The organism is Thermohalobaculum xanthum, from assembly GCF_016623495.1.
Lineage (GTDB): Bacteria > Pseudomonadota > Alphaproteobacteria > Rhodobacterales > Rhodobacteraceae > Thermohalobaculum > Thermohalobaculum xanthum.
The window spans coordinates 24,868-51,326 of record NZ_JAEHHL010000008.1; the positions used below are offsets into that span (position 1 = coordinate 24,868).

Below are 26,459 nucleotides of genomic sequence, written 5' to 3' on the forward strand. Positions count from 1 at the left end.
TGAGAGCATTCGCCCAACCGGTGGACCTTCGGGGATGTCTCCCCCGTCGGCCCGGACCCTGCCTGCGGATTACTTGCGCGCGGCTATAGCGGGGTTTTGGCGATTGCGCAACCGGGGGCGCGCAGTTGCCGCCAATCCGTGGTGGCGATACACCAACCAAATGGCATGATGGCGAGGGCTGGGCGTGGCCGAAGATACCGATCCGGAAGTGACTGCGATCGCGACCAAACGCTCAACGTCGCTCGAACGCCTGAAGCAGGCACTGCCATCGCTCGCGGTGGTTTTCGCCGCGACCTTCGTTCTGGCCGAGTGGGTGGATATCGTCGGCAGCGCCGAGCGCGCTAGTACGACCGGGGGTTATCTCGTCGATCACGTCGCCATCTGGGCCGCGGCAAAGCTCTCGCTCGCGGGAACGCCCGCGCTGGCCTATGACACGGACGTGCTGCGTGTGGCGCAAGACCTTCCGGAAGGGACACCGCCGGACGCCCTACTGTTGTGGATGTACCCTCCGCACGCTTTCATCCTCGCGACACCTCTGGGCATGTTGCGCTTCAGCTTGTCGTTCCTGATCTTTTCCGCCGTGTCGCTGCTTGCATGGTCATGGGCCATCGCGCGCCCGACCGCACGTCTTCCGGCATCGCGGCTCTGGTTGTTGGCGGCGCCACCGCTTGTCTACTGCCTCGTAACCGGTCAACCGTCCCTGCTCTGGATGGCGGGCTTCGTCCTCGCCCTCGAAGCGCTGCGCGAGCGCCGCGAGGTGACGGCGGGCGTGATTCTCGCCGTGTTGACGATGAAGCCTCATTTCGGCCTGCTCGTCCCGATCGCGTTGATTGCCGGCGGCTACTGGCGCACCCTCGCCTGGGGCGCCGCAGCAACCGCCCTGCTTCTCGCCGTCGGCACGGCCATGACCGGGCTCGAAGGCTGGCGCGGCTTTCTCGAAGCAGTTTCATTCCACCGCAGCTTGATCGAGCACGGCGGCGCCCGGGTGCACCATCTGCTGGGCGTGTATCCCTTCCTCCGTACTTTCGGCGTGCCGCACGACATTGCCCTGATCGCACAGCCCGCGACGATCCTCGTTATGGCGATCCTCGTTGCCGTGATCTGGAGGCGCGGTGACGCGATCTGCTTCGATGCACGCGCGGCGGTGCTCTGCCTCGCAGGCTATTTCGCGGCACCATACGCACAGTTCTACGATGCTCTCTTTCTGGCAGTCGCGGGCCTCTTCTGGGCGCGAGCGCTGCACCAGCAGGGCCGCTTCGATCGTGCCGCACGCGGGCTGATCGTGGCGGGGGGGGTAGCCACCTGCTTCGTCTTCGTCCCCGGCTTTCCGATCACGGTGCTGCTCACCCCGATCGCGGCGGCTGCGCTGATCTGGTTGCTCACCGGCACTTCGACTCCGCAACGCGGGACCGATGACGAGTTCCCGCCGCGTGCGGAGGCGGCAGGGTGAGCGAGACGCGCGAACGCAGCAACCCGGCCCCCATCCTCATCGCCGGCCCCACGGCCTCGGGGAAGTCCGCCCTTGCGCTCGCGCTGGCCGACGCCCTTGGCGGCGTCGTCATCAATGCCGACAGCCAGCAGGTCTATGGGGGCTGGCGCATCCTCACGGCACGGCCGTCGGCGGCGGACGAGGCCCGCGCGCCCCATCGGCTCTATGGCCACGTGCCCCTCGGCACCGCCTATTCGACCGGCCAGTGGCTGCGCGACCTCGCCCCGGCGCTGGCCGAGACGCGTGCTGAAGGCCTGCGGCCGATCATCGTCGGTGGCACGGGGCTCTACTTCCGGGCGCTCACGATGGGACTTGCAGGCATCCCGCCGATCGCGCCAGACATTCGCGCCGCCGGGGAGGCCGCGCTCGACCGCCTCGGGCTTGCCACCTTTGCCGAGGCGTTCTCCCGGCGCGACCCGCAGACCGCCGCCCGGATCGACCTCTCCAACCCCGCCCGCGTGCTGCGTGCCTGGGAGGTGATCGAGGCCACGGGCAAGCCCCTCGCGCACTGGCAGGACGAGACGCCGCCGCCGCTCCTGCCGATCGCCGCCACGATCCCGTTTGCCCTGGTGCCGGCGCGCGCCACGCTGGCGGCGCGCTGCGACGCGCGGCTCGACGCCATGCTGGGCAAAGGACTGCTCGACGAGGTGCGCGCGGTGATGGCGCTGGATCTCGCGCCCGACGCGCCCGGGATGAAGGCCGTCGGCGCGCCCGAGCTGATGGCTCATCTGAGGGGCGAGGCCACGCTCGACGCGGCGATTGCCGCCGCCAAGACAGCGACGCGGCGCTATGCCAAGCGCCAGGTCACGTGGATCCGGGGCCAGATGGCGGACTGGCCACTGATCGCGGCGCCCGATCTGCCGCCAGTGCTCGATCGCATCGCGGCCGCGGACAAACTGGCCCGCGCCTCGAACTGAGGCGCGGGCCAAGATAGATCATCACCGCCGGGGCCCCGCCGTGACGGGGCCGGCTGCATCATTCCTCGTCGTCGCCGAAGAGCCCCAGCATCCCGTCGACAACGCCCTGCACGGTTTCGTTGATCGACTTGTTCGCGGCCGCCTCCAGCTCCGCGATGTCGCGGCTCAGGCTGTACGTGCCAAGGTGCCCCACCGTCGAGTTGGGCGCTGCGTTCTCAAGCGCGCGCTCGCTCGCATGCGCGGCATTGAGCGAGCCCAGCGCCGATGCCGTCGCCCCGTGCGCGCCTGCGGTGTGGTCCGGATCGTGCCCGAAGCCATGGCCGCGCCCGTGATCGGCGTCATGCCCGCGCCCGTGCCCTCGACCGTGGCCATGGCCGGCATCGCTCTCGGCGCCCGCCGTGTCGCCGCCGCCGCCGCGGCCGCCGCCATTGCCGTTCCCACCACCGTTGCCGCCGCCATTTCCGCCGCCGCCGCCATTACCACCGCCTTCACCCTTGGCGAAGGCGACGCCGGCGCCATCGATGACGCCCCCGACGGGTGTGGCAGCAAATGCAAGGCCAAGCGCAACCGCAGCCGCGACCGAGGCGGCCTTAATCTCGAACGTGAAACCCGACATCTTCAATCTCCTCGCAGGACGCGGCACCCATGCGGCTCGCGACCGTCCGCCCCGGTGTGATCATTCAGCCGAACGCCCCGACGCGACGTTTTGTTCCGCCCCGGCGCGCCCGATCGCATCATTTTTGCGCCGGGCGCGCTTGACGCGGACAGCAAATCGGGTCATTCATCGCCGCACACAGAGGAGAAAGGCCCATGGGGCGGATTCTTGTAGTGTTGGCGCGTAGGGGACGGATGGGCTGAGCCCAGACCGGAGACTGCGCGCATCGGGCCCCTCACGGGGCTTTTTTTATGTCCGGACGCCACAGGAGAATCGCCGGACAGGGCAAGGAGAAGATCGATGTCGACCGAGATGACCGGTGCGGAAATCGTCGTTCAGGCGCTCAAGGATCAGGGCGTCGAGGTGGTGTTCGGCTATCCCGGCGGCGCGGTGCTTCCGATCTATGACGAGATCTTCAAGCAGAACGAGATCCGCCACATCCTGGTCCGCCACGAACAGGGCGCGGCCCACGCGGCCGAGGGCTATGCGCGCTCGACCGGCAAGCCGGGCGTCGTGCTGGTCACCTCGGGCCCGGGCGCGACGAACGCCGTCACCGGGATGACCGATGCCCTGATGGATTCGATCCCGCTGGTCGTGCTGACCGGCCAGGTCCCGACCTTCATGATCGGCAACGACGCCTTTCAGGAGGCCGATACCGTCGGCATCACGCGTCCGTGCACCAAGCATAACTGGCTGGTGCGGGACACCGACCAGCTGGCGGACACGATCCACCGCGGGTTCCATGTCGCCACCCATGGCCGCCCCGGCCCGGTGCTGATCGACATCCCCAAGGACGTCCAGTTCGCCACCGGCACCTATGTCGCGCCCGAGCAGGCCCGCACCCACACCTACGCGCCCCGCACCCGCGGCGACCGCGCGGCGATCGAGGCGGCGGTCGAGTTGCTCGAGCGGGCCGAGCGGCCGGTCCTCTACACCGGCGGCGGCGTCATCAATTCGGGCCCGCGTGCCTCGGCGTTGCTGCGCGAACTGGCGGCGGAGACCGGCTTTCCGCTGACCTCGACGCTGATGGGGCTGGGCGCCTACCCGGCATCGGGCCCGGCCTGGATCGGCATGCTGGGGATGCACGGCACCTACGAGGCGAACATGACGATGCATGGCTGCGACGCCATGTTCTGCATCGGTGCGCGCTTCGACGACCGCATCACCGGCAAGCTCGACGCCTTCAGCCCCGGCTCGCGCAAGGTGCATGTCGACATCGACCCCTCGTCGATCAACAAGAACATCCGGGTCGACGTGCCCATCGTCGGCGACATCGCCGAGGTGCTCGAGGAGATGCTGGCGATCTGGCGCGAGCGTGGCGCGAAGAAGCGCGACGTCTCGGCCTGGTGGAAGCAGATCGAGGAGTGGCGCGCGGTCAAGTGCCTGACCTACAAGGCCTCGACCTCGACCATCAAGCCGCAATACGCCATCGAGCGGCTCGAGGCGCTGACCCGGGGCATGGACCGCTACGTCACCACCGAGGTCGGCCAGCACCAGATGTGGGCGGCCCAGTTCATGGGCTTCGACGAGCCCAACCGCTGGATGACCTCGGGCGGGCTGGGCACCATGGGCTACGGCACGCCCGCCTCGATCGGCGTGCAGGTCGCCCACCCCGAATCGCTGGTCATCAACGTGGCGGGCGAGGCCTCGTGGCTGATGAACATGCAGGAGATGGGCACCGCGGTGCAGTACCGCCTGCCGGTCAAGCAGTTCATCCTGAACAACGAGCGGCTGGGCATGGTGCGCCAGTGGCAGCAGCTGCTGCATGGCGAGCGCTACTCGCACTCCTGGTCCGAGGCCCTGCCCGACTTCGTGAAGCTGGCCGAGGCCTTCGGCTGCAAGGGCATCAAGTGTGACGACCCGGCCGATCTCGACGACGCGATCCGCGAGATGCTGGCCTATGACGGGCCGGTCATCTTCGACTGCGTCGTCGAGAAGCACGAGAACTGCTTCCCGATGATCCCCTCGGGCAAGGCGCACAACGAGATGCTGCTCGGCGAGGCCTCGACCGAGGGCGCGATCGGGTCGTCCGGGGCGGTGCTGGTCTGAGGGCCGCCATGCGGCCCGGTGCGATGGAGATCGGTGGCGAAAGATGGCCGACGAGACGCTGACATCCGGCCTTGCCGCGCCCGCACAGCGCAAGCGGGCGCTGCCGGTGCTCTATTTCAGCTACGGCATGACCAAGTGCGGCTCGACGCTGGCCTTCGAGATGGTCCGCACGATCCTCGAGCAGGCGGGCTTCGCGCAGCCCCGCCTCGGGGCCGGGGCGGTTGCCGACTGGTCAGCGATCAACTTCGCGGAAGGGCTGGGGCCCGAGCGTGTCGCGGCCCTGCGCCGCGAGGCCGAGGCGATCGGCCACCCGGTCGTCGTCAAGCTGCATGGCGGCTGCACGCGTGCCGCGGCGACGCTGCTGCGCGATGGCGTGGCGAAGGCGCATGCGGTCTACCGCGACCCCCGCGACATGGCGCTCTCGCTCATGGATGCGGGGGCCCGCGCGCGCGAGAACGACCGCCCCGCCTTCGCCGAGATCGCGACCCTCGACGACGCGCTCGCGGCCACGCGGCGTCAGCACAGGACGCTGTGCACCTGGCTCCGGCACATCATGGTCGCGCCGCTCTGCTATGACGACGTGGCCTTCGACCCGGTGCGCATGATCCGGCGCCTCGCGCTCCAGATCGGCGTGCCGGCCGAGCCCGAGCGGGTGCTTGAGACGATCGAGCGCGAGCGCTTCACCCAGCGCAACAAAGCGGTGCGCGCCCGGCATGAGACCGAGCTTGGCGCAGAGGACAGCATGCGGATCGCGGCCGAATTCGGGCCCCTCACCGCCCTGTCGATCGACGCCCGCGTCTCGCCCCTCGACCCCGGCGCGAGCGGTTACATGGAGTGGCGCCGCGCGCTGGCGCGGGCGGCGCGCGAACATATCGCACCCCCGGCCTGACGGGGGGGCACACGGCCGCGCGGCGTCCTGTCGTGGCGGACGCGGATGCGGATATCCCGCCACCCTCGGGTGGCAAGCGACGGAGCGAACGGCACATGAGCCCGATGACCCTGAAACCCGGATCGAGCGCGCAGAGCGCCTACAACCTCCGCTCGACCCTGCCCGAGAGCCACGAGCGCCACACCCTCAGCGTGCTGGTCGACAACGAGCCGGGCGTCCTCGCCCGCGTCATCGGCCTGTTCTCGGGCCGCGGCTACAACATCGAGAGCCTGACCGTGGCCGAGACCGACCACGCCTCGCACCTCTCGCGCATCACCATCGTGACCACTGGCACGCCGCAGGTGATCGACCAGATCCACGCCCAGCTTGAGCGCATGGTGCCGGTTCACGGCGTCACCGACCTCACCGTCCTGGGCGCGCATATCGAGCGCGAGCTCGCCCTCGTGAAGGTCGCCTCGACCGGCGAGAAGCGGGTCGAGGCGCTGCGTATGGCGGACCTGATGCAGGCCCGCTGCGTCGACGTGACCCTCGAGAGCTTCGTCTTCGAGATCGCCCAGACCTCGGACCAGATCGATGCCTTCATCGAGCTGATGCGCCCGCTGGGTTTGCTCGAGGTCGCGCGCACCGGCGTCGCGGCCGTCATGCGCGGCAAGGAACCGATGGAATGAAACCGACCGCCGCCCTTCTCGTGCTAGGTCTCGGCGTGCTCGCCGGCTGCGCCTCGGATGGCGACCGGGCGGGCGGCGGCGCCAACGAAGCCACCGCAGGGGCCGCGGGCGCAACCGGCGCCGCGACAGAGGACACGGCCGGGGGGACAGCAACCGGGGGTGCCGGCAGCGCCGTGCCCCGGCCCGGCTCCTCGCTGCCGACGCCGCAGTCCGGCGCGCAGGCGAACCCGGGCGGGCTGCAGCGTCCGGTCGATTCCGACGACGTGCGCGACATCTACCTCGCCTTCGAGGGAAGCCCCGGCAGCACCATCTCCGTGGTCTTCGCGATCGACCGCAACGCGGACGGTACCGCCACGGGCGAGCCCGCGCTGCGCCTGAGCCCCGAGAACGGCGAGTGCAACCCGCAGGAGATGCGAAGCTACAACTTCGCCCCCGACAGCACCCCGGTCTTCGGCATCGCCCAGGCGCGCCGCGGCGTCACGCCGACCGAACTGCCCCGCTATCTCGCGGCAAGCGTCACCGAGGCGATGCTGAGCCGCGGCCTCGCCGCCACCCAGGAAGAAACGCTGCCGCAGAACGTCTGCACCCGCAAACTCTGGGAGGCCCTGGTCGCCGCCCAGCGCGCGCGCGTCGAGGCGGCTGGACAAGGCTAGACCCATCAACTAACCAGCCGCCGGGACGAAATGCCGGCGGCGGCCCCGCCATGCGGCGACCCGAACGACCGGGCCTGCCGCGACCATGAGGAAAGGACGAGAGGGACATGCGCGTCTATTACGATCGCGACTGCGACATCAATCTGATCAAGGACAAGAAGGTGGCCATCGTCGGCTATGGCAGCCAGGGCCACGCGCATGCGCTGAACCTTCGCGACTCGGGGGCCAAGAACCTCGCGGTGGCGCTGCGCCCCGGCTCGGCGTCGGCCAAGAAGGCCGAGGCCGAGGGCCTGACGGTGAAGTCGATCGCCGATGCGGCGGCCTGGGCCGACCTCATCATGATGTGCATGCCTGACGAGCTGCAGGCCGAGACCTACTACGCGCACATCCACGACAACCTGCGCGAGGGCGCGGCGATCGCCTTCGCCCATGGCCTCAACATCCACTTCAAGCTGATCGAGCCGAAGGCCGGCGTCGACGTGCTGATGATGGCGCCCAAGGGCCCCGGCCACACCGTGCGCGGCGAGTTCGTCAAGGGCGGCGGCGTGCCCTGCCTCGTCGCGGTCGACAACGACGCCTCGGGCCGCGCGCTCGAGATCGGCCTGTCCTACTGCTCGGCCATCGGTGGCGGGCGCTCGGGCATCATCGAGACCAACTTCAAGGAAGAGTGCGAGACCGACCTCTTCGGCGAGCAGGCGGTGCTCTGCGGCGGCCTGGTCGAGCTCATCCGCATGGGCTTCGAGACCCTGGTCGAGGCCGGCTACGCCCCCGAGATGGCCTATTTCGAGTGCCTCCACGAGGTGAAGCTGATCGTCGACCTGATCTACGAGGGCGGCATCGCGAACATGAACTACTCGATCTCGAACACCGCCGAGTACGGCGAGTACGTCTCGGGTCCGCGCATCCTGCCCTACGACGAGACCAAGGCCCGCATGAAGGCCGTGCTCGACGACATCCAGCAGGGTCGCTTCGTCCGCGACTGGATGCTCGAATGCAAGGCCGGCCAGCCGTCGTTCAAGGCCATCCGCCGCAACAACGACGCCCACCAGATCGAGCAGATCGGCGAGAAGCTGCGCGGCATGATGCCGTGGATCGCGGCCAACAAGATGGTCGACAAGTCGAAGAACTGAGCGGCCAGGGTCGGGGACGTCCACGCATGGAAGGGGTCGCAGCCATCGATGGCCTGCGCCTCTGGCTGGGCGTCGCCGGCACCGTCGCCTTTGCGGTCACCGCGGTGATCGCCGTCGCGCCGAGGGGGGTCGACCTCTTCGGCGTCGTCGTTCTGGGGGTCATTACCGCCGTCGGCGGCGGCACGCTGCGCGACCTCATCATCGGCGCACCCGTGTTCTGGACCGTTGATCAGACCCTGGTCTGGGTCGCGATTGGGGCGAGCCTGCTCGCCTTCGCCGCCCAGCCGCTGTTCCAGCGCCGCTCGCTGTTTCTTGCCCTGCTCTATCTCGACGGCCTCGGCGCGGCGGTATTCGGCATCCAGGCGGTCACCAAGGTCTGGGCGCTCGACATCGGCCGCCCGCTCGCTCCCATCGTCCTCGGCGTCGTGACTGCCGTCGGCGGCGGCATCCTGCGCGACATGCTCGCTGGCCGGCCCTCGCTGCTGATGACGCGCGAGCTCTACGCCGTGCCGGTCCTGACCGGCTGCACGCTCTATGTCGCGGCGCTGTCGCTGTGGCCCGCGCATGGCACCGAGGCGGCGGTGTTTGCGGCCTGCCTCATCTTCGCGATCCGCGCGGCCGCAATCCGGTGGAAGCTGGTGATGCCCCGGATCCTCGTGACCCGCACGCATCCCGACGCCTGAACGCGGCCCCTCAGAACCGCACGAAGCGCCCCAGCCGCAGCGCCATCACCAGCATTCCCCAGAACAGCGCCCCCAGCCCGTGCGCCGCCAGCGTCGCGGGGCCGCGGAAGCTCACGAGCGCAAGCATTCGCGCGGGACCAGGTGGCAGGTCGATCTCGAGCGTCCACGGAGGGCCGCCGGCCAGTGCCTCGAAATAGAGCGTGGTGGCCGCCGGCGCGACCTAGGCGAACAGCCAGAAGCCGAGGCAGGCAATCGCGATGCGCCCCGCGATCCCGCGGCCGCGGGCAACGCGCCGCACCGCCAGCAACGTGCCGGCCACCAGCAGCGCCAGCAGCACCAGCAGCCCTGCGGCCTGTTCCAGCCCCAGCGAAAAGAACGGGTCCCCACCATACATGGTCGCCTGATAGCGCAGCCCGTATCCCGCCGCCAGTCCAAAGGGTTGACGCCGGTCGACACGCGCAAGCCCGCGCGTGCTATACTGTTACGTCGCGCCTTCGGGCGCGGGATGGCGAGGGGAGGATACCGCATGCTGGGCATCGGCGACCGCAGCTACCGTCTGCTCGCGCCGGGGGACATTCCGGCCGCGCGCGCGCATCTCGAGGCCTTCGACACCGAGGACCTCTTCCATCACTTCCACCAGTTCATGGAGCCCGAGCATTTCGACGCCTGGGCCGAGCGCGCGCTCGGCCACGACCTGGTCGGCTGCTTCGAGAAGGGCCGGCTCGTTGGCATGGCCGAGATCGCCTATGACGGCCCCGAATCCGAAATCGCGCTCAGCGTCGATCCCGCCCGACGCCGCCATGGCATCGGCACCCAGCTGTTCGAACGCGCCTGCGCCCGCGCCCGCAGCCGCGGCGCCCTGCGCGCGGCGGTGCTGATCGCGCGCGGCGACCGGCCGATGATCGACCTCGCCGTGCGCCATGACGGCTTCACCGCCTACAAGCGCGGCGAGTCGCTGATCATGCCGGGTGTCCGGCACTCGCTGCTGACCTGGCTGATCTTCGACCTCGAGCACATGCCGCCCACGGACCTCTTCGGCAGGGCGGTGCGCAGCGTGCGCGTGGCGCTCGGGCTCGACAAGGATCGCAGCACCGCGGATCTGCGCAGCCGCGATTGACGCGCCCCCTTCCGCCTGCTCACCTGCGCCCATCGGCAGGGCCGGACGAGGAGAGGGCACGGGCATGGCACCAGGCATCGACGGCATCGCGGGACAGTCGGTCCTGATCATCGGCGGCAGTTCGGGCATCGGCCTCGCGGCCGCGCGCACCTTCGACGCCGCGGGCGCCCGGGTCACCATCGTCGGCCGCTCGGCCGAGCGGGGCGCTGCGGCCCGCGCCGAGCTTGGCGCCGGCGCAACCTTCCGCGCCTGCGACGCCGCCGAGCCCGCGTCGCTCGAGCGGATGGTGGCCGACACCCTCGCCGCCCATGGCCGGATCGACACGCTCATGGTCTCGCCCGGCACCACCCGCCTGCCCGAGCTCCTGTTCCGCCAGAGCCTCGAGGACATCCGCACCAGCCTGATCAAGGATCTCGCCCCGGTCCTGCTGAGCTGCCGCGCGGTGCTGCCGGCGATGATGGCGCAGGGCGCGGGATGCATAATCAACGTGGCCTCGGACGCCGGCAAGATCGCCACCCCAGGCGAGAGCGTGATCGGCGCCAACATGGCCGCGGTGATCCAGTTCACCCGCGGCCTCGCGATCGAGGGCAAGCGCAATGGCATCCGCGCCAATGTCATCACCCCCTCGCTGGTCGAGGGCACGCCGCTGACCGAGCGGCTGATGGCCGAGGGCACCTTCCCCGCGAAGCTCTTCGCCAAGGCTCGCCAACTGGCCCATCTTGGCCCGACGACGCCCGAGGACCTCGCGTCGCTTGCCCTGTTCCTCGCGGGCCCGGGGGCCGCGCGCATCACCGGACAGGCGATCTCGGTCAATGGCGGGATCAGCGCGGCCTGACGCGCGTGCGCCCGCCGGCGGCGCCAACGTCGCTTTTCCAATCGACAGCACGGCTCCAAGCGGCTAGAACCGCGCCCGATCGCGGGCGGCCCGCAACGGCGCGCCCACCTGAGAACTCGACGGAGACTGTCCGACCATGGAGAATGTCGTTCTCGTCATCCACCTGATCCTCGCGCTGTGCCTGATCGGGGTGGTGCTGTTGCAGCGGTCCGAGGGCGGCGCCCTCGGCATCGGCGGCGGCGGCGGCGGGCTGGTGTCCGCGCGCGGCGCGACCACGGCGCTTTCCAAGATCACCTGGTTCCTGGCCATTGGCTTCATCACCACGTCGATCACCCTCACGATCCTCTCGGGCGGCGGCCGCGACACCGGCTCGGTGCTCGACCAGTTCATCGAGGAAGGCGAAGGCGCGATCCCGCTGCCCGACCTGCCAGCGCCGGCCGAGGATGGCGACGCGCTGCTGCCGCCGCTCACGCCGCCCGCCGCGGGCGAGGGTGAAGGCGCCGCGACCGGCGCCACCGCGCCGCAGACCCCGCCGGCCGCGCAGTGACCGAAGCTCCGCCGTCCGGTGACAACGCCGGGCAGGCGGAGACGGGCCGGGCGCCGCCGCCCGCCCGCATTGCCATCTGGCTCGACGGCGCGTTCCGCGCCCTGCTCGACCGCGCCGCGCGCACCCCGGTGCGCGCGGCGCTGACCGTTCTGCTGGTGGCGCTCGCCGTCGCCCTGCCCGGCCTCGAGACCCTTCCCGTCACCGACCGCGACGAAGCGCGCTTCGTCCAGGCCACCAAGCAGATGCTGGAGAGCGGCGACCTCGTCGACATCCGCTTCCAGGACGAGCCGCGCTGGAAGAAGCCCGTCGGCATATACTGGCTCCAGGCGCTGTCGGCCGGCGCGCTGGGCGGCCCCGAGGCGCCCGCCTGGGCCTACCGCATCCCCTCGGCCCTCGCGCTCGTGCTTGGGGCGCTCGCCACGCTCTGGGCGGCCTGGCCGCTCGTCGGCGCGCGCGCGGCGGTCGTCGCGGGCATCGCGCTGCCGACCGCCCTGCTCGCCACCGTCGAGGGCCACATCGCCAAGACGGATGCGGCCCTGATGCTCAGCGCGGTCCTCGTCTTCGGCGCGCTGGCGCGCGCGCTTGCCGGGAAGGCCGGGCGCTTCACCTGGCTCGCCTTCTGGCTCGCCATGGCCGGCGCGATCCTGCTCAAGGGCCCGGTGGTGCCGGCGATCGCCCTCCTCGCGGTGCTGGGCGTCTGGCTCGGGCTGCTGCGCCTGCCGCGCATCCGCCCCTTGCGGCCGCTGCTGGGGCTCGCGCTGACGATTGCGCTGGTCGCGCCCTGGCTGGTTGCGATCTGGGTGGTGTCCGAGGGACGCTTCTTCGCCGAATCGGTGGGCGAGGACCTGATCGCCAAGGTCCAGTCGGGCCAAGAGTCCCACGGCGCGCCGCCGGGGCTCTATTTCCTGCTGGTCTGGGTGACGTTCTGGCCATGGGCGGTGTTCCTGCCGCTGGCCGCGCGTCGGCTCTGGGCGGCCCGGCGCGAGGTCGCCGCTGCTACCGCCCTCGCCTGGGTCGTGCCCTTCTGGCTGGTGCTCGAGGCCGTGCCGACCAAGCTGCCGCACTACGTGCTGCCGCTCTACCCGGTGCTCGCCATCGCCGTCGCGGCCGCGCTGACCGGGGACGGCCCGGTGTCGCCAGGCCGCTGGCCCGCGCGCCTCTCGGCGGCGTTCACCGCGACGCCCGCACTGGTCCTCGCGCTCGCCGTCGTCGTCCTGCCCCTCGCGGTCGAGGGGCGCGTCATCTGGCCCGCGCTCACGCTGGGCCTTGCCGGCGCGGCCTTCGGGCTGGTCGGCGCCGTGGCCGCGCTGCGCGGCCTCAGGCTGGGCCAGGCGGCTGCGGGCGTTCTGGCGGCACTGGCGCTTTATCCGGCGGCGCTGCACTTCGCCCTGCCGGCCATGACCACGGCCTTTCCCTCGCCGCGGATGGCGGCGCTCGCCGCGCGCTTTTCGCCCTGCGCCTCGGGCCCGCTGATGTCGCTCGGGTATCGCGAGCCGAGCCTCGTCTTCCTCACCGAGACCGCGACCATGCTCGGGCCCCCGGACGCGATCGCGGCCCGGCTGGCCGCCGACCCCGGCGCGATGGTGCTGGTCGAGGACCGTTGGCGCCCGACGCTGGACAAGCTTCTGGGCGACCAGGCTCCCGCCCTCGTCGAGCGCGCCGCGATCGGCTACTTCAACTACAACCGAGGCAAGCCCGAGACCGCGCGCCTGCTCACCCGGGACGACCCGCGCTGGCAGCCCTGCGCGGCGCGGCAATAGCCCGCTTGGCCCGCCCGCGCGCATCCTCTATGGTCGCGCCGGCCGGGGGAGCCATGCAAGCCAGGGAGGGGGGATGACCGACACGCCGCGTTTCACCGTCGTCGCCCCCATGCTCAACGAGGCCGACAACGTCGAGCAGATGGCGCGCGAGATCGCCGACGCCTGTGCGGCGCTGGGCCCCTTCGAGGCGATCTTCGTCAATGACGGCTCGACCGACGCCACCGCCCGGCGCATCGCCGAACTGCGCGGCGAGTTTCCCTGGCTGCGCGAGGTCCGCCACGCCGCGCCCTGCGGCCAGTCGGCCGCGGTGCGCTCGGGCGTCATCGCCGCCCATGCACCGGTGATCTGCACCATCGACGGTGACGGCCAGAACCCGCCGGCCGAGATCCCGCGCCTGGTCGCTCCCCTGCTCGACGGCCGCGCGCGGCTGGGGCTGGTCGCGGGCCAGCGCGTCGCCCGCCAGGACAGCAAGCGAAAGCGCTTCGGCTCGATCCTCGCCAACCGCCTGCGCGCCCATGTCCTGCGCGACGACACGCGCGACACCGGCTGCGGGCTCAAGGCCTTCCGGCGCGAGGTGTTCCTCAGCCTGCCTTTCTTCGATCACATGCACCGCTACCTGCCCGCGCTGGTCAAGCGCGAGGGCTGGGAGATCGAGCTCATCGACGTGAGCCACCGCGCCCGCGCCGCGGGCAGCTCGAAATACACCAATCTCGGGCGGCTGATGGTCAGCTTCATGGACCTCGTCGGCGTGTGGTGGCTGCTGCGCCGCCGCCGTCTGCCGGTGGTGACGCACGAGGATCCCTGATGCAGGTGCTGATGTCCGCGCTCGGCGCCCAGACCCAGGCCGAGTTCATCTGGATCCTCGTCGGCCTCGGCGGCCAGATCCTCTTCATGATGCGCTTCCTCGTCCAGTGGATCGCGTCCGAGAAGGCGCGCCGCTCGGTCATGCCGGTGGCGTTCTGGTGGTTCTCGATCGGGGGTGCGGCGATCCTGCTGGCCTATGCCATCTACCGCATGGATCCGGTCTTCATCCTCGGCCAGTCGCTGGGCTTCGTGATCTACGCGCGGAACCTCTGGCTGATCCAGGCCGAGCGCAGGCGCGACCCGCAGCCGTGACGGGCCGGGCTCACTGCGGCGCCCCGTTGTCGTCGACGATCCCCACGCCCACCAGGATATCCCGCCCCGCGATCCACGGGTCGTCGTTCAGCATCGAGTTGTAGCCAACGCTGTAGAGCGCGCGCATGTAGTCGGGATCGAACAGCTCGCGCTCCACCAGCCCCAGGTTCGGCGGCACCGCCGTGAACTGCGACGCGAATCCCTCGCGTCGGGCCATTTCCGCCAGCAGGACCGCATTGTCGGCCGCGTTCGAGCGAATGAGCGTCGAGACCGCCCGCTGCGCCAGCTCTAGCAGCCCAAGCTCAACGAGCTGGTAGTCCGGCGAGAGGTTGGCGTTGCGGATCACGTAGATCGTGCCCGCCCGCATCGCCGCCGACGTCTCGTCGCGCAGCGAGCCGTGACGCGTCGCGCTGGCATAGAGGAAGAACTGCCGCGTCACGCCGCCATCGACATGGATCTGCGAATACCGCCTCCCGGCCGCCTCGACCTCGAACGAGACCGGCGGCAGCAGGCCCGGGATCGCGGCCGAGGCGCGCAGGATGTCACGGATCAGCGCCGGCGCGCCCGGATGCCCCGAGGCCGCGATCGCACCGACATTCCACGTCACCGGGCGCTGGGCGTCGAGATTGGTCGTGCCGATCCAGAGGCGCCGCCCGCGCATGTGCTCGCGCCCGATCTCGGCGACCAGCTCGGCCGTGAAGAGCTCCTCGAGCGTCTCCTGCATGGTCGTCGTGTCGGAGGCCGCAAGCCCGCTGAACAGGCCAAAGAAGGGCTTGAACTTGACCTGCCTGCGCTGGCTGATGCGGTCCAGCACCTCGCGCAGTGTCGCGTCGTATTCGGGACCGAGGAACGCGAAGGGCGCGATCAGCGCGCCGATCGAGATGCCGGTGACCAGCGTGAACTCGGGGCGTCCGCCCTTTTCGTCCCACGCATCCAGCAGGCCCGCGCCGTAGGCCCCGTCCGACCCGCCGCCCGACAGCACCAGGACGTCCAGCACCCCGCCATTGGGCGCGCGTCCTTCCTCGGCCGTGCGCCGCGCGATCTGCTCGCGCCAGACCGCGGCACTTTGCGCCAGCGCCTCCGGTGGCAGGTCGCCCCACTGCCAGATCGAGCCGTCATAGCCGGGGATCACCGCGTCGTTGGCCAGCGCCTCGGGCAGCCCCGGAAGCTCGCGTTTGGCAGTGCAGCCCGCCAGCAGCGCCAGTGCCAGCACGATGCCGATCACGCCCCGCATGTCCCCTCCCCGACGGCGGTCCGCCGCCGGCGCGGACCGGCACGATGATACCCGCCGGGCGCACCTGCGGGAACCCGGCCACATTCGGCCGCCCGGATGCGTCTTATCGGGTACAAATGCGGTCGGGGCGCCTTGCTGCCCTCGGACGAATCCCGTATACGTCAAACCCCGTAGTACGACATAAAGCGGCCCTTCGGGGGCCCGACACAACATCTACGGGGTCCCGGGCATGGCGCGATTCATCTTCATCACCGGCGGCGTTGTTTCGTCGCTCGGCAAGGGTCTGGCTTCGGCGGCGCTGGGCGCGCTGTTGCAGGCGCGCGGCTACACGGTGCGGCTGCGCAAGCTCGACCCGTATCTGAACGTCGACCCGGGCACGATGTCGCCCTTCGAGCATGGCGAGGTCTTCGTCACCGACGACGGGGCCGAGACCGACCTCGACCTCGGCCATTACGAGCGCTTCACCGGCGTGGCCGCGCGGCGCACCGATTCGATCTCGTCGGGCCGCATCTACCAGAACGTGCTCGACCGCGAGCGGCGTGGCGACTACCTCGGCAAGACCATCCAGGTCATTCCGCACGTCACCAACGAGATCAAGGACTTCATCCGGATCGGCGAGGACGAGGCCGACTTCATGCTGTGCGAGATCGGCGGCACCGTCGGCGATATCGAGGGCCTGCCCTTCTTCGAGGCGATCCGCCAGTTCGCGCAGGAAAAGCCGCGCGGCCAGTGCATCTTCATGCACCTCACGCTCCTGCCCTACCTCGCCGCCTCGGGCGAGCTGAAGACCAAGCCGACCCAGCACTCGGTCAAGGAGCTGCGCGCCATCGGCATCGCGCCCGACGTGCTGGTCTGCCGCACCGAGCACCCGATCCCCGAGACCGAGCGCGCCAAGATCGCCCTCTTCTGCAACGTGCGGCCCGAGGCGGTGATCCCCGCCATGGACCTCGCCTCGATCTACGAGGCGCCGCTCGCCTACCACGCGGTCGGGCTCGATCAGGCGGTGCTCGACGCCTTCGGCATCCAGCCGGCGCCGCGCCCCAACCTCGCCACTTGGCAGGACGTGGTCGAGCGCATCCACCACCCCGACGGCGAGGTGCGCATCGCGGTGGTCGGCAAGTACACCCGCCTCGAGGACGCCTACAAGTCGATCGCCGAGGCGCTGACCCATGGCGGCATCGCCAACCGCGTGAAGGTCCGCGCCGAGTGGATCGACAGCGAGATCTTCGAGCGCGAGGACCCCACCCCCTGGCTCGAGGGCTTCCACGGCATCCTCGTCCCCGGCGGTTTCGGCGAGCGCGGGACCGAGGGCAAGATCCGCGCGGCCCAGTTCGCGCGCGAGCGCAGCGTGCCCTATCTGGGCATCTGCCTCGGCATGCAGATGGCGGTGATCGAGGCGGCGCGGAACCTCGCAGGGCTATCGACCGCGGGCTCCGAGGAGTTCGACCACGAGGCCGGGCACAAGCGCTTCGAGCCGGTGGTCTACCACCTCAAGGAATGGGTCGAGGGCAACCGCACCATCAAGCGCGAGGTCACCGACCAGAAGGGCGGCACCATGCGGCTGGGCGCCTACAACGCCACGCTGGGCGATGGCTCGAAGGTCGCCGACATCTACGGCACCCGCGCCATCTCGGAACGCCACCGCCACCGCTACGAGGTCGACATCAAGTACCGCGAGAAGCTCGAGGCTTCGGGCCTCAAGTTCTGCGGCATGTCTCCCGACGGCCGCCTGCCCGAGATCGTTGAATTCGAGGGTCACCCGTGGTTCATTGGCGTCCAGTTCCACCCGGAACTGAAGTCGAAACCATTTGAGCCCCACCCGCTGTTTGCGGATTTCGTCAAGGCCGCGGTGGAGCAGTCGAGGTTGGTTTAATGCCAAGTTTTGAAGAGCTATTTTTGACCGAAAATCCAAAATATACTATTTCCGAAGACAATAGTATTTTAGAAAATTTGTGGGAAGACGAATCAATATCTTGCGCTATCCCAGAAGATCGGGAGAATTTTTTTAAGGCGCTGTTGGAGGTTCGATATCCGACACAGCTCTCAGCGCTGCTTCACCCGAGAGCAAATAGTGTAGAGATAATATTCACGGCCTATAAGCATGGACAGACCTATATTGGCAGAAAATTTAAATTCTGTTTTGAGGGAAAATAATATAACTGTGAATTCAGGAGCCCAAGCGAGCATTTACTTCTGATTGCACAGGCCGTCCAGCTTCAACGCCCTGCATCAGACACTGACTTCAGAAACTTAAGAAGCTTCAACTCATACACGAGAGCGAAAGCCAGAGACTTTCCCGATCTGGAGAAAGTATTTTATCCAGTGAACTTTTGGATTGAAGGCTTCGATGGCGACGAGGAAGATCTTGTATATATCTGCAAACATTTAAATTTTTATATGGAATTATTCGACACAAGAACGCCAACAATTATTTTTCATTATAAAAGCCCGGAAAACGAACGAATAAAGCAGCTCCGATTTCCATTTGATAATTTTCCAAGTGAAATAAGGGCGATATCAACAGATAATTTTTTACTTCAAACGATGGAGAGCGCGAGAATTGGGTTTCCGTCTCAGCGCTTCATAAGATATTATCAAGTACTTGAGTATGTCACCTTTTATTTCATCAAAGGAGACATACAAAGGCGCCTGACGCGTGCAATTAGTGCGCCCGACGCATTTAACAATCCGACGAAACTGGTAAATTATGCGATTGATGTCCTTTCCGAAGACAAGATAAGCGATAATGAAAAATTTACTCATATGATAAATGAGCTTGTCGACCCGCAAATAATTTGGAGTTACATTGAAAACAATAGGGATTTATTTTGTTGTGATACCGAGTTCGATGGTGGATTCGTTTTTAGCTCCATCTGTAGACCAAATTGGACAATCGATGACTTTAAGAGTTCATGGATTCCGAAGCTACCAGATTCCCTGAGGCGAATGAGGAACGCGCTGGTGCACGGGAGAGAAGCGAGAACCTCCCGGGTCATTACTGGCACTAGGGAGAATGAAGAAAAGATTTCTCGCTACCTGGGGATTATGCATTTGCTTGCCCTTCAATGTGCCGCATATCGTGTATACTGATTATAAATATACTTAATACTTACTCATAACATTATTGTTGATTTTAAATGATTAATTCGTTGTAATTATTTAAATTTCACGCAATGGAGCCGGCTGAGACCTTTTGCAAGCTAGGCAACGATAATTCGGATCCGTCACGGCACTTTTTTCGCGTCGCGGCAAAGGCCCTCACGCGGATCATCTGCCATCACCTCCTACTCGTCCATGTAGTGGAAGTTGTCATCGACATGGACCGTCCACTGCTCATTCATTGGGCAACTCTCCCTCACGCGCCCCATCCAGAGCGCTGTCCAGAACGCCATCCAGCGCCCCTGCCAGCGCCGCCGCCGCCTCGTCGTACGCGGCCTCCAGCCGGGCATTCGTGCCGCGCGCGCCCGCGACCACCCTGCCCGCCCAGTCCAGGTACTCGCGCTTGCGCGCGACGTTCCAGCCCGCGGGGGGCGAGGCCAGGATCGCGCGCAGGTTCGAGGTCTTGTCCGCCAGCTTGATCATCTTCGCGCGGGGCGACTTGGCGGGCGCGTGCTCGACCTGCAGCCGCTTGCGCTCGGCCTTTTCCAGCGACTTGTCGTCCGTCACCTCGGCCACCAGGTCGGCCACGTCGCGGTTGAACGCCGCCTCGATCTGCGCATGGCTCACCCCCGCATCCTCGATCGCGTCGTGCAGCAGCGCCGCCGCGATCAGGTTGGGGTCGCCGCCGTCGGTCGCCTCGGCCACCAGCGCCGCGACCTCGGTCAGGTGGTTCACATAGGGCTCGGCCCTTTCGCCCTTGCGGCGCTGATCGGCATGCCAGACCGCGGCCTGGTGGCAGGCCCTGGCGACAAGCGTGATGGTGGTCACGAGAGGGTCTCCTTTCTCGCGGGCCGGGTCCTGCGGCGGACCGGCGGCCCTGGCAGGTTGATGATGTCTGGGAACGCTCCGAGTATGCGCACGCGCGGCGAGGGGCGCAAGCCGCCCGCGGCGTTGCCACGCCCGCCACCGGCCCGCGGGGCCTGCGAGAATACGTGAGCGGCATTTGCATTATCGTTTGAATTCAATGTTCTAATATCACTTTCACGCGTGAAAGCCGCGCTGCGACTTCGCTACGCCTGCCGGCGGATCTCGGATATACTGGGTCTGATCCGCGGCCCCGAAGCCCAGGGAGGAGACCACCGATGACGATCCGCTACATGGTCGGCACCAGCGAGTCCAACCGCTGCCTCAGCGTCACCGTCGAGGCCGAGGACGCCCTGATCGCCGCCCTCAAGGTCAAGCACGAATACCCCGGCGCGATGATCACCTATGTCCGCAAGGCCAACGCCCGCGGCGACCTGCGCCACCCCCACCCCGACGTCGCCGAGGTCGACGCCTGAGCAGCCCCGCCCGCGGCAGCCCTCAATTGCGCTCGAGCGCCAGCTCGCGCAGCGCGTCCAGCGGCACGACCTCCAACGCCTTGCGGTGGGTCGCCACCAGCGAGACCCGCGGCGCCATCCCGGCGCGATAGGCCTCGAGAAACCGCGCCGCGCACAGGCACCAGCGGTCCCCCGGCTTGAGCCCGGCAAAGCCGAATTCCGGCCGCGGCGTCGACAGGTCGTTCCCCCGCGCCTTCGAGAAGGCCAGGAATTCCGCCGTCATCACCGCGCAGACGGTGTGCGAGCCGTGGTCGGCCGCGCTGGTATCGCAGCAGCCGTTGCGGAAGAACCCCGTCAGCGGCCGCACCGAGCAGGGTTCGAGCTCGTCACCCAGCACGTTGACCGACGCGTCGATCTCCACGGGCATCATGCATGTCCTCCCTCGCGCCACGATGTCGTCCGAGGGTAGCGCAGCCGCCGCCACGCTCAAGCCTCCGTCTTGCCGGGCAGGCACCGCGTCCCCATACTCTGGATGACGCTTGCATCCGAAGGGAGCCACAGACATGCGCCTCACCCGCCGCCCCGTCCTCGCCGCGCTCGGCGCCCTCGCAGTCGCCGCCGCAACGGGGCCCGCCCTGGCCGAGGACGCCGCCGTCATCGACGCGCGGGTGAACCTCGCGCTCGAAAAGCTGTTCACCGAGGTGCCGGGCACCCGTGACCTGTCGCAGAAGGCCTTCGGCATCCTGGTGATGCCCGAGGTGGTGAAGGGCGGGTTCATCCTCGGCGGCTCGTATGGCGAGGGCGCCCTGCGCCTCAACGACGGCTCGGGCTACAAGAACACGGCCGAGTACTACTCGGTCGGCGCGGCCTCGCTGGGGCTTCAGGCCGGCATCCAGTCGTCGAGCCACGCGCTGTTCTTCCTCACCCAGGCCTCGCTCGACAAGTTCCGCCGAGCCGACGGATGGGAGGCCGGCGCCGACGCCGAGGTCACCTTCCCCTCGGCCGGCATGAACGTGGGAACCGACACCACGACCGCGCAGAAGCCGATCGTCGCCTTTGTCTTCGGACAAGACGGCCTGTTGCTCGGCGCGAGCCTCGAGGGCGCCAAGTACTCGCGCATCGTCCGCTGACGCCCCCGCCTCCGCGGGTGTGGGCCGCTCAGAGCGCCGCTTCGGCGGCCTCGCGGATCGCGCGGATGTTGCGGCCATAGACGGCGGTATCCGCGACCGAGCCGCCCTTGAAGACGCCCGATCCCGCGACGAGGACGTCGGCGCCCAGGGCCGAGCAGTTGCCCGCATTGTCGGGCACGACCCCGCCGTCGATCTCGATATGGATGTCGCGGTCGGCGGTCATCTCGGACAGGCGCGCGATCTTGGGCAGCACCGCCTCGATGAAGCCCTGCCCGCCGAAGCCCGGATTGACCGTCATCACGCAGACGAGGTCGATCTGGTCGAGCACGTGCTCGATCGCCTCGGCCGGTGTCGCCGGGTTGAGCGCGACCCCCGCCCTGCAACCTAGCGCCCGGATCGCCTGGAGGCTGCGGTGCAGATGCGGACCGGCCTCGACATGCACCGTCAGGATATCGGCGCCGGCCTTGGCGAAGGCCTCGAGGTATGGATCGCAGGGCGCGATCATCAGGTGCACGTCCATCACGCCCTTGATATGCGGGCGCAGCGCCGCGCAGACATTCGGGCCGATGGTCAGGTTCGGCACGAAATGCCCGTCCATGACATCGACATGCACCCAGTCGGCGCCCTCGGCCTCGATCGCCCGGCATTCCGCACCCAGGTTCGCGAAATCGGCCGACAGGATCGACGGCGCGATCTTGATGCGGCGGTCGAAGGATTCGTAGGGCATGGCGCGGCTCCTGGCGGTCTGGGGTCGGCGCTTCCTTAGCGGATAGCCGGGCTGCGGAAAAGCCCCGCAAGATTGCGCTTCTGGCCGGGCGCTCAGGCGTGCGCGGCAAGCGCCTTGAACAGCCGCGCGTCGCGGCGCGACAGCAGCAGGTATTCCGGGTGCCATTGCACGCCGATGACCAGCCGCGGCCCCTCCTCGGACTCGATCGCCTGGACGACGCCCGCCTCGTCCCACGCGACCGCGGCGAGGCCCTGCCCCAGGCTGTCGACCGACTGGCGGTGAAGTGCGTTCACCCGGCTCGGCATGTCGCCGAGAATGTGCGACAGCCGCGAATTCGGCGCGATATGCACCAGCTTGCGCGGCAGCGGGGTGTTGAGGCGGCGCGCGCCGGGATAGCTGTCGTAGATGTCCTCGTGCAGCGTGCCCCCGCGCGCGACATTGATGAGTTGCGCGCCGCGGCAGACGCCCAGGATCGGCAGTCGCCGGCTCTCGGCCTCCTCGATGAGCGCAAGCTCGAGCCGGTCGCGCGCGTCGTCGAAGCGCGAATGCGGGACCAGCTCGCCGCCATAGAGCTCGATGCCGACATCGTCGCCGCCGCCTATGATGAGCCCGTCGAGCCCCTTGAGGTTGCCGCGCGCACGCCCTGTCTCGATCCGGACGGCGACCGCCCCCGCCCGGTGCAGGCCCCAGCGGAAGAACGGGAAGACCCGCCATCCGGTGCGGGCCGACACCGATACGCCGATATGCGGGCGCCGCGTCACGCCGGCCTCAGTGCCGGCTGTGCAACGGCATCCGCATCATGGCAGGCTGGCACGCGCGGCGCCGCGGCGTCAGTGCTTGAGGCGACGGATGAGCGACGAGGTGTCCCAGCGCCCGCCGCCCATGTCCTGCACCTCGCCGTAGAACTGGTCGACCAGCGCGGTCACGGGCAGGCGCGCGCCATTGCGCTTGGCCTCGTCAAGGCAGATGCCGAGGTCCTTGCGCATCCAGTCCACGGCGAAACCGAACTCGAACTTGTCGTCCAGCATCGTCTCATAGCGGTTCGACATCTGCCACGAGCCGGCCGCCCCCTTCGAGATCACGTCGACAACCGCGCGCCCGTCGAGCCCGGCCATCTGCGCGAAGTTCAGGCCCTCGGCCAGGCCCTGGACGAGACCGGCGATGCAGATCTGGTTGACCATCTTGGTAAGCTGGCCGGCGCCGGGACCACCGAGTAGGCGGCAGGCGCGGGCATAGGCCATGATCACCGGCTCGGCGCGCGCGTAAGGCGCCTCCTCGCCGCCGCACATCACGGTGAGGGCGCCGTTCTCGGCTCCCGCCTGCCCGCCCGAGACCGGCGCGTCGATGAAGCCGATGCCCATCTTCGCCGCCTCGGCGTGCAACTCGCGCGCAACGTCCGCGCTGGCGGTGGTGTGATCGACCAGGACGCTGTCCTTCGACATCCCCGCGAGCGCGCCATCGGGCCCGAGCACCACCGAGCGCAGATCGTCGTCGTTGCCGACGCAGACCATGACGAACTCCGAGCCCTCGGCGGCCTCGCGCGGGGTCTGGGCGGCGCGCCCGCCATGCTTCTCGGCCCAGGCTTTGGCCTTGGCCGCGGTGCGGTTGAAGACCGCCACCTCATGGCCCTTCGCCGCTAGATGGCCCGCCATCGGAAAGCCCATCACGCCCAGTCCCAGAAAGCTCACCTTCGCCACTGTCTCTCTCCCGTGACCCGATCGGGCCATCCTTGAATCGGCTTGCTGTTGAACCTGCGCGATGCATCTGAAAGAAGGATCGCGCGGGCGGGGCGCAGGGTGGTCCGTGGCCGGGCCGCCGTCAAGTCCAACCGCCCGGGGGATTTCGGCAGATGAGAGCAGAGAAGGACGTGCGGCCCGAATGAACGCGATCCTGCGATGGCTGCTGCGTGGGCTCGCACTTGTCGCCGCGCTGGTCGGGCTCGGCGCGGCGCTGGGCGCATATCTCGTGACGCGCTCACTGCCCGACCCGAATGCGACCGTCAGCCTCGAGGGCCTGGATGCGCCGGTCAGCGTGATCCGAGATGCGAACGCGGTGCCCCATATCCGCGCGGCCAGCGCGCGGGACGCGGCCTTCGCGCTCGGCGTCGTCCACGCCCAGGACCGGCTGTGGCAGATGGAGGTGGCCCGCAGGGCGGCGCAGGGCCGGCTCTCGGCCATCCTCGGCGAGCGCACGGTCGCGCTCGACCGGCTGGTCAAGGTGCTCGACATCTACGGGCATGCGCGGCGCTCGGTCGACGAGCAGACGCCCGAGACGCAGGAAGCGCTCGCCGCCTACGCCGCCGGGGTCAACGCCTGGATCCGCCACGTCGACCGCGAGGCGCTGGGTCGCGGCGCGCCCGAGTTCTTCCTGTTCGGCGAGGAGGGGCTTTCCCCATGGACCGAGGCGGACTCGCTCGCGGTCCTGAAGATGATGGCCCTGCGCCTCTCGGCGGCGGCGCGCTCCGAGGTCCGGCGCGGGCGGTTCCTGCTGAGCCTGCCGCCCGAGCGGGTGCGCGACATCCTGCCTGACTATCCCGGCCCCGCGGTCACGACCCCGCCACGCTTCGCCGAACTCTTCGACGGCGCGAGGTTTGCCGGGCTCCCGGCACCCCGCCATGACGACCCGTTGCTGAGCCTGCTTGGGCCGGTCGACCGGCCCGAAAGCGCGGGCGCCTCGAATGTCTGGGCGGTGGATGGCAGCCGCTCTGCGACAGGCAAGCCGCTGCTGGCGTCCGACCCGCATCTTTGGCTCTCGGCGCCGTCGCTGTGGTATCTCGCCGACATCCAGGGCGGCGATCTCGCGGTCATCGGTGGCACCCTGCCGGGCACGCCGCTGGTCCTGATCGGCCGCAACCGCACGCTGGGCTGGGGGATGTCCACCACGACGGCCGACGACCAGGACCTTTACATCGAGCGGGTCAATCCCGACGACCCCGGCAGCTACCTTTCGCCGGATGGCTGGCAGCCCTTCTCCAGCCGGCGCATACGCATCGACGTGCGGGGCAGCGAGCCGATCGTCGAGACCGTGCTCGAAACCCGCAACGGACCTGTGCTCAGCCACGACATGCTGGGGGTCGACGCGATCACGCCCGAGGGTCATGTCGCGGCGTTGCGGTGGACTGCCCTGGAAACGCCCGACCGGACCATGAGCGCGATGATGGCGCTGATGCGCGCGACCGACGCTGGCGAGATCGAGGCAGCGGCGGCGATGGCGCTCGCCCCCGCCCAGAACGTCATCTTCTCGGACGGGCGTGACATCGGCATGGTGGTCGCCGGCGCCCTGCCCCGCCGGCGCGCGGACAGCCCCAGCCAGGGCCGCGTTCCCTCGCCCGGCTGGCTCGCCGAGACCGAGTGGCAGGGCCTGCGCCCCGCGCGCGAAAACCCCCGGATCCTGGCCCCGGCAACGGGCGCGGTGGCGAACGCGAACAACCGGATCACCGAGGCCGCCTTTCCCGACAACATCAGCTTCGACTGGGACGCGCCCTACCGGATCCGGCGGCTCGAAAAGGAGCTCTCGGCGCGCGACTTCCACTCGCGCGACAGCTTCGTGGCGCTGCAGAACGACGCCGTGTCCGAGATGGCGCGCGCGGTGCTGCCGCTCGTCGCCCGCGAGCTGTGGTGGCGCGGTCCGGCCGAAACCGACGTCCCGTCCGGCGAGCCGGCGCGCCGCGCGCGTGCGCTCGAGCTGCTCGCGAACTGGAGCGGCGACATGGACCGCCACACGCCCGAGCCGCTGATCTTCTCGGAATGGATGCGCCAGCTCACCCGCCGCCTCGCGGCCGACGAACTCGGCCCCCTGTTCGGCGAGATCGAGGGGCCCCGTCCCCTCTTCGTCGAGCGCGTCTTCCTCGACATCGACGGCGCAGGCGTTTGGTGCGATGTCGACAAGACGCCCGAGGTCGAGACATGCGCCGAGATGGCGTCGCTGGCCTTCGACGACGCGATGGCGCGGCTCACCCGCGATTACGGCACGAACATCGACGGCTGGCGATGGGGCGCCGCGCACCTTGCCGAGCAGAAGCACACCCCCCTGGGCTATCTGGCGCCGATCGGCCTTCTGTTCTCGGTGACGCACGAGACGTCGGGCGGCGACTACACGATCCTGCGCGGCCAGTCGTCGGGCAAGGGCAGCGAGCCCTTCGCCAACATCCATGCGTCCGGCTTGCGGGTGGTCTACGATTTCGCCGATCTCGACCGCTCACTGATGATCATCTCGACCGGGCAGAGCGGGCACCCGTTCTCGCGCCACTACGACGATCTCGGCGACCTCTGGGCGCGTGGCGACATGATCTCGATGTCGATGATGGACGACGAAGCCCAGGCCGGCGCTCTGGGGACAATGACGCTGCTCCCGCAGGAGTAAGGGCTCGTCTGATCAGGCGCTCCGGTGCGGTCGCGCGACCAGGCGCCAGCATGAAGGAAGTCACTGCCGCGTCCTCGCAA

The 26,459-nt window shown here is 68.6% G+C and carries 27 protein-coding genes; 19 read left to right on the forward strand and 8 right to left on the reverse strand.

The window, feature by feature from the left end:
• Window positions 1-184: 184 nt before the first annotated feature.
• Both H0I76_RS13370 and miaA read left to right on the forward strand, forming a co-directional pair.
• On the forward strand, window positions 185-1,450 hold the full coding sequence (locus tag H0I76_RS13370) for a glycosyltransferase family 87 protein (RefSeq protein ID WP_200610633.1): 1,266 nt from the start codon (window positions 185-187) through the stop codon (window positions 1,448-1,450).
• Complete coding sequence (gene miaA / locus H0I76_RS13375; RefSeq protein WP_200610636.1) at window positions 1,447-2,406, forward strand: tRNA (adenosine(37)-N6)-dimethylallyltransferase MiaA; 960 nt, start codon at window positions 1,447-1,449, stop codon at window positions 2,404-2,406. Before H0I76_RS13370 ends, miaA begins: the two co-directional genes overlap by 4 nt.
• A 58-nt stretch (window positions 2,407-2,464) precedes the next feature.
• Here miaA and H0I76_RS13380 read toward each other — a convergent pair whose 3' ends face one another.
• Window positions 2,465-3,022 (reverse strand): hypothetical protein, encoded by a 558-nt coding sequence (locus H0I76_RS13380; protein WP_200610638.1) that lies wholly within the window; start codon window positions 3,020-3,022, stop codon window positions 2,465-2,467.
• Between the two features lie 339 nt (window positions 3,023-3,361).
• Here H0I76_RS13380 and H0I76_RS13385 point away from each other — a divergent pair, with 339 nt between their 5' ends.
• The 6 genes from H0I76_RS13385 to H0I76_RS13410 all read left to right on the forward strand — a co-directional run bounded on the left by H0I76_RS13385 (window position 3,362) and on the right by H0I76_RS13410 (window position 9,133).
• Entirely contained in the window at window positions 3,362-5,110 is a 1,749-nt protein-coding gene (locus H0I76_RS13385; protein ID WP_200610641.1) for an acetolactate synthase 3 large subunit, read from the forward strand.
• Window positions 5,111-5,153: 43 nt separating this feature from the next.
• Window positions 5,154-5,999 carry a sulfotransferase domain-containing protein gene (locus tag H0I76_RS13390; protein ID WP_200610644.1) on the forward strand — a complete coding sequence of 282 codons (846 nt, stop codon included), beginning with the start codon at window positions 5,154-5,156 and terminating at the stop codon, window positions 5,997-5,999.
• 95 nt (window positions 6,000-6,094) lie between these two features.
• Entirely contained in the window at window positions 6,095-6,667 is a 573-nt protein-coding gene (gene ilvN / locus H0I76_RS13395) for an acetolactate synthase small subunit (protein ID WP_200610648.1), read from the forward strand.
• Complete coding sequence (locus H0I76_RS13400; protein ID WP_200610651.1) at window positions 6,664-7,320, forward strand: hypothetical protein; 657 nt, start codon at window positions 6,664-6,666, stop codon at window positions 7,318-7,320. The genes ilvN and H0I76_RS13400 overlap by 4 nt, the downstream gene beginning before the upstream one ends.
• 107 nt (window positions 7,321-7,427) lie before the next feature.
• Entirely contained in the window at window positions 7,428-8,450 is a 1,023-nt protein-coding gene (gene ilvC, locus H0I76_RS13405) for a ketol-acid reductoisomerase (RefSeq protein WP_200610655.1), read from the forward strand.
• A gap of 26 nt (window positions 8,451-8,476) precedes the next feature.
• Window positions 8,477-9,133, forward strand: coding sequence for a trimeric intracellular cation channel family protein (locus H0I76_RS13410; RefSeq protein ID WP_200610658.1), 657 nt, complete (start codon window positions 8,477-8,479; stop codon window positions 9,131-9,133).
• A gap of 220 nt (window positions 9,134-9,353) precedes the next feature.
• Here the strand turns inward: H0I76_RS13410 and H0I76_RS13415 are convergent, their stop codons facing one another.
• The gene (locus H0I76_RS13415) at window positions 9,354-9,527 is read right to left on the reverse strand and encodes a hypothetical protein (protein ID WP_200610660.1); all 174 of its coding nucleotides are present in this window, start codon (window positions 9,525-9,527) and stop codon (window positions 9,354-9,356) included.
• Between the two features lie 132 nt (window positions 9,528-9,659).
• Between H0I76_RS13415 and H0I76_RS13420 the strand changes: the two genes are divergently transcribed.
• From H0I76_RS13420 to H0I76_RS13445, 6 genes are all read left to right on the forward strand, one after another.
• Entirely contained in the window at window positions 9,660-10,250 is a 591-nt protein-coding gene (locus H0I76_RS13420; RefSeq protein ID WP_200610663.1) for a GNAT family N-acetyltransferase, read from the forward strand.
• 64 nt (window positions 10,251-10,314) lie between these two features.
• Window positions 10,315-11,085, forward strand: a complete 771-nt coding sequence (locus H0I76_RS13425; RefSeq protein WP_200610666.1) for an SDR family NAD(P)-dependent oxidoreductase — start codon at window positions 10,315-10,317, stop codon at window positions 11,083-11,085.
• A 136-nt stretch (window positions 11,086-11,221) separates the two neighbouring features.
• Window positions 11,222-11,632, forward strand: coding sequence for a preprotein translocase subunit SecG (gene secG, locus H0I76_RS13430; RefSeq protein WP_200610669.1), 411 nt, complete (start codon window positions 11,222-11,224; stop codon window positions 11,630-11,632).
• On the forward strand, window positions 11,629-13,392 hold the full coding sequence (locus H0I76_RS13435; RefSeq protein ID WP_200610671.1) for an ArnT family glycosyltransferase: 1,764 nt from the start codon (window positions 11,629-11,631) through the stop codon (window positions 13,390-13,392). Before secG ends, H0I76_RS13435 begins: the two co-directional genes overlap by 4 nt.
• A 73-nt stretch (window positions 13,393-13,465) precedes the next feature.
• Complete coding sequence (locus H0I76_RS13440) at window positions 13,466-14,197, forward strand: glycosyltransferase family 2 protein (protein WP_200610673.1); 732 nt, start codon at window positions 13,466-13,468, stop codon at window positions 14,195-14,197.
• Window positions 14,197-14,508, forward strand: a complete 312-nt coding sequence (locus tag H0I76_RS13445; protein WP_200610675.1) for a lipid-A-disaccharide synthase N-terminal domain-containing protein — start codon at window positions 14,197-14,199, stop codon at window positions 14,506-14,508. Before H0I76_RS13440 ends, H0I76_RS13445 begins: the two co-directional genes overlap by 1 nt.
• A gap of 10 nt (window positions 14,509-14,518) precedes the next feature.
• On the opposite strand, the gene H0I76_RS13450 is transcribed toward H0I76_RS13445, so the two are convergent.
• Entirely contained in the window at window positions 14,519-15,742 is a 1,224-nt protein-coding gene (locus H0I76_RS13450; RefSeq protein ID WP_200610677.1) for a patatin-like phospholipase family protein, read from the reverse strand.
• Window positions 15,743-15,971: 229 nt separating this feature from the next.
• On the opposite strand from H0I76_RS13450, the gene H0I76_RS13455 reads away from it, so the two are divergent.
• Window positions 15,972-17,615, forward strand: coding sequence for a CTP synthase (locus H0I76_RS13455; RefSeq protein WP_200610679.1), 1,644 nt, complete (start codon window positions 15,972-15,974; stop codon window positions 17,613-17,615).
• 449 nt (window positions 17,616-18,064) lie between these two features.
• Window positions 18,065-18,832 (forward strand): hypothetical protein, encoded by a 768-nt coding sequence (locus H0I76_RS13460; protein ID WP_200610681.1) that lies wholly within the window; start codon window positions 18,065-18,067, stop codon window positions 18,830-18,832.
• Window positions 18,833-19,075: 243 nt separating this feature from the next.
• Here H0I76_RS13460 and H0I76_RS13465 read toward each other — a convergent pair whose 3' ends face one another.
• The gene (locus H0I76_RS13465; RefSeq protein ID WP_325166451.1) at window positions 19,076-19,669 is read right to left on the reverse strand and encodes an HD domain-containing protein; all 594 of its coding nucleotides are present in this window, start codon (window positions 19,667-19,669) and stop codon (window positions 19,076-19,078) included.
• A gap of 314 nt (window positions 19,670-19,983) precedes the next feature.
• Between H0I76_RS13465 and H0I76_RS13470 the strand changes: the two genes are divergently transcribed.
• Window positions 19,984-20,181 carry a hypothetical protein gene (locus H0I76_RS13470; protein ID WP_200610684.1) on the forward strand — a complete coding sequence of 66 codons (198 nt, stop codon included), beginning with the start codon at window positions 19,984-19,986 and terminating at the stop codon, window positions 20,179-20,181.
• 22 nt (window positions 20,182-20,203) lie between these two features.
• Here the strand turns inward: H0I76_RS13470 and H0I76_RS13475 are convergent, their stop codons facing one another.
• A complete protein-coding gene (locus tag H0I76_RS13475) occupies window positions 20,204-20,590 on the reverse strand; it encodes a DUF2237 family protein (RefSeq protein ID WP_234455317.1) in 387 nt (128 codons plus the stop codon).
• A gap of 133 nt (window positions 20,591-20,723) precedes the next feature.
• Between H0I76_RS13475 and H0I76_RS13480 the strand changes: the two genes are divergently transcribed.
• Window positions 20,724-21,290 carry a lipid-binding SYLF domain-containing protein gene (locus tag H0I76_RS13480; protein ID WP_200610686.1) on the forward strand — a complete coding sequence of 189 codons (567 nt, stop codon included), beginning with the start codon at window positions 20,724-20,726 and terminating at the stop codon, window positions 21,288-21,290.
• A gap of 28 nt (window positions 21,291-21,318) precedes the next feature.
• Here H0I76_RS13480 and rpe read toward each other — a convergent pair whose 3' ends face one another.
• The 3 genes from rpe to H0I76_RS13495 all read right to left on the reverse strand — a co-directional run bounded on the left by rpe (window position 21,319) and on the right by H0I76_RS13495 (window position 23,744).
• A complete protein-coding gene (rpe, locus tag H0I76_RS13485) occupies window positions 21,319-22,017 on the reverse strand; it encodes a ribulose-phosphate 3-epimerase (RefSeq protein ID WP_200610687.1) in 699 nt (232 codons plus the stop codon).
• Between the two features lie 92 nt (window positions 22,018-22,109).
• Window positions 22,110-22,778, reverse strand: a complete 669-nt coding sequence (locus H0I76_RS13490) for a gamma-glutamyl-gamma-aminobutyrate hydrolase family protein (protein WP_200610688.1) — start codon at window positions 22,776-22,778, stop codon at window positions 22,110-22,112.
• 69 nt (window positions 22,779-22,847) lie between these two features.
• Window positions 22,848-23,744, reverse strand: a complete 897-nt coding sequence (locus tag H0I76_RS13495; protein ID WP_200610689.1) for an NAD(P)-dependent oxidoreductase — start codon at window positions 23,742-23,744, stop codon at window positions 22,848-22,850.
• A gap of 151 nt (window positions 23,745-23,895) precedes the next feature.
• Between H0I76_RS13495 and H0I76_RS13500 the strand changes: the two genes are divergently transcribed.
• Window positions 23,896-26,379: a penicillin acylase family protein gene (locus tag H0I76_RS13500; protein WP_200610690.1), complete on the forward strand. Its 2,484-nt coding sequence runs from the start codon at window positions 23,896-23,898 to the stop codon at window positions 26,377-26,379.
• Window positions 26,380-26,459: the final 80 nt, after the last annotated feature.

Bases quoted from the DNA above. Each gene is read 5' to 3' on its own strand.
- H0I76_RS13380 (WP_200610638.1), bottom strand. From the start codon at position 3,022: ATGTCGGGTTTCACGTTCGAGATTAAGGCCGCCTCGGTCGCGGCTGCG.
- H0I76_RS13385 (WP_200610641.1), top strand. From the start codon at position 3,362: ATGTCGACCGAGATGACCGGTGCGGAAATCGTCGTTCAGGCGCTCAAG.
- H0I76_RS13390 (WP_200610644.1), top strand. From the start codon at position 5,154: ATGGCCGACGAGACGCTGACATCCGGCCTTGCCGCGCCCGCACAGCGC.
- ilvN (WP_200610648.1), top strand. From the start codon at position 6,095: ATGAGCCCGATGACCCTGAAACCCGGATCGAGCGCGCAGAGCGCCTAC.
- H0I76_RS13400 (WP_200610651.1), top strand. From the start codon at position 6,664: ATGAAACCGACCGCCGCCCTTCTCGTGCTAGGTCTCGGCGTGCTCGCC.
- ilvC (WP_200610655.1), top strand. From the start codon at position 7,428: ATGCGCGTCTATTACGATCGCGACTGCGACATCAATCTGATCAAGGAC.
- H0I76_RS13410 (WP_200610658.1), top strand. From the start codon at position 8,477: ATGGAAGGGGTCGCAGCCATCGATGGCCTGCGCCTCTGGCTGGGCGTC.
- H0I76_RS13415 (WP_200610660.1), bottom strand. From the start codon at position 9,527: ATGTATGGTGGGGACCCGTTCTTTTCGCTGGGGCTGGAACAGGCCGCA.
- H0I76_RS13420 (WP_200610663.1), top strand. From the start codon at position 9,660: ATGCTGGGCATCGGCGACCGCAGCTACCGTCTGCTCGCGCCGGGGGAC.
- H0I76_RS13425 (WP_200610666.1), top strand. From the start codon at position 10,315: ATGGCACCAGGCATCGACGGCATCGCGGGACAGTCGGTCCTGATCATC.
- secG (WP_200610669.1), top strand. From the start codon at position 11,222: ATGGAGAATGTCGTTCTCGTCATCCACCTGATCCTCGCGCTGTGCCTG.
- H0I76_RS13440 (WP_200610673.1), top strand. From the start codon at position 13,466: ATGACCGACACGCCGCGTTTCACCGTCGTCGCCCCCATGCTCAACGAG.
- H0I76_RS13445 (WP_200610675.1), top strand. From the start codon at position 14,197: ATGCAGGTGCTGATGTCCGCGCTCGGCGCCCAGACCCAGGCCGAGTTC.
- H0I76_RS13450 (WP_200610677.1), bottom strand. From the start codon at position 15,742: ATGCGGGGCGTGATCGGCATCGTGCTGGCACTGGCGCTGCTGGCGGGC.
- H0I76_RS13455 (WP_200610679.1), top strand. From the start codon at position 15,972: ATGGCGCGATTCATCTTCATCACCGGCGGCGTTGTTTCGTCGCTCGGC.
- H0I76_RS13470 (WP_200610684.1), top strand. From the start codon at position 19,984: ATGACGATCCGCTACATGGTCGGCACCAGCGAGTCCAACCGCTGCCTC.
- H0I76_RS13475 (WP_234455317.1), bottom strand. From the start codon at position 20,590: ATGATGCCCGTGGAGATCGACGCGTCGGTCAACGTGCTGGGTGACGAG.
- H0I76_RS13480 (WP_200610686.1), top strand. From the start codon at position 20,724: ATGCGCCTCACCCGCCGCCCCGTCCTCGCCGCGCTCGGCGCCCTCGCA.
- rpe (WP_200610687.1), bottom strand. From the start codon at position 22,017: ATGCCCTACGAATCCTTCGACCGCCGCATCAAGATCGCGCCGTCGATC.
- H0I76_RS13495 (WP_200610689.1), bottom strand. From the start codon at position 23,744: ATGGCCCGATCGGGTCACGGGAGAGAGACAGTGGCGAAGGTGAGCTTT.
- H0I76_RS13500 (WP_200610690.1), top strand. From the start codon at position 23,896: ATGAACGCGATCCTGCGATGGCTGCTGCGTGGGCTCGCACTTGTCGCC.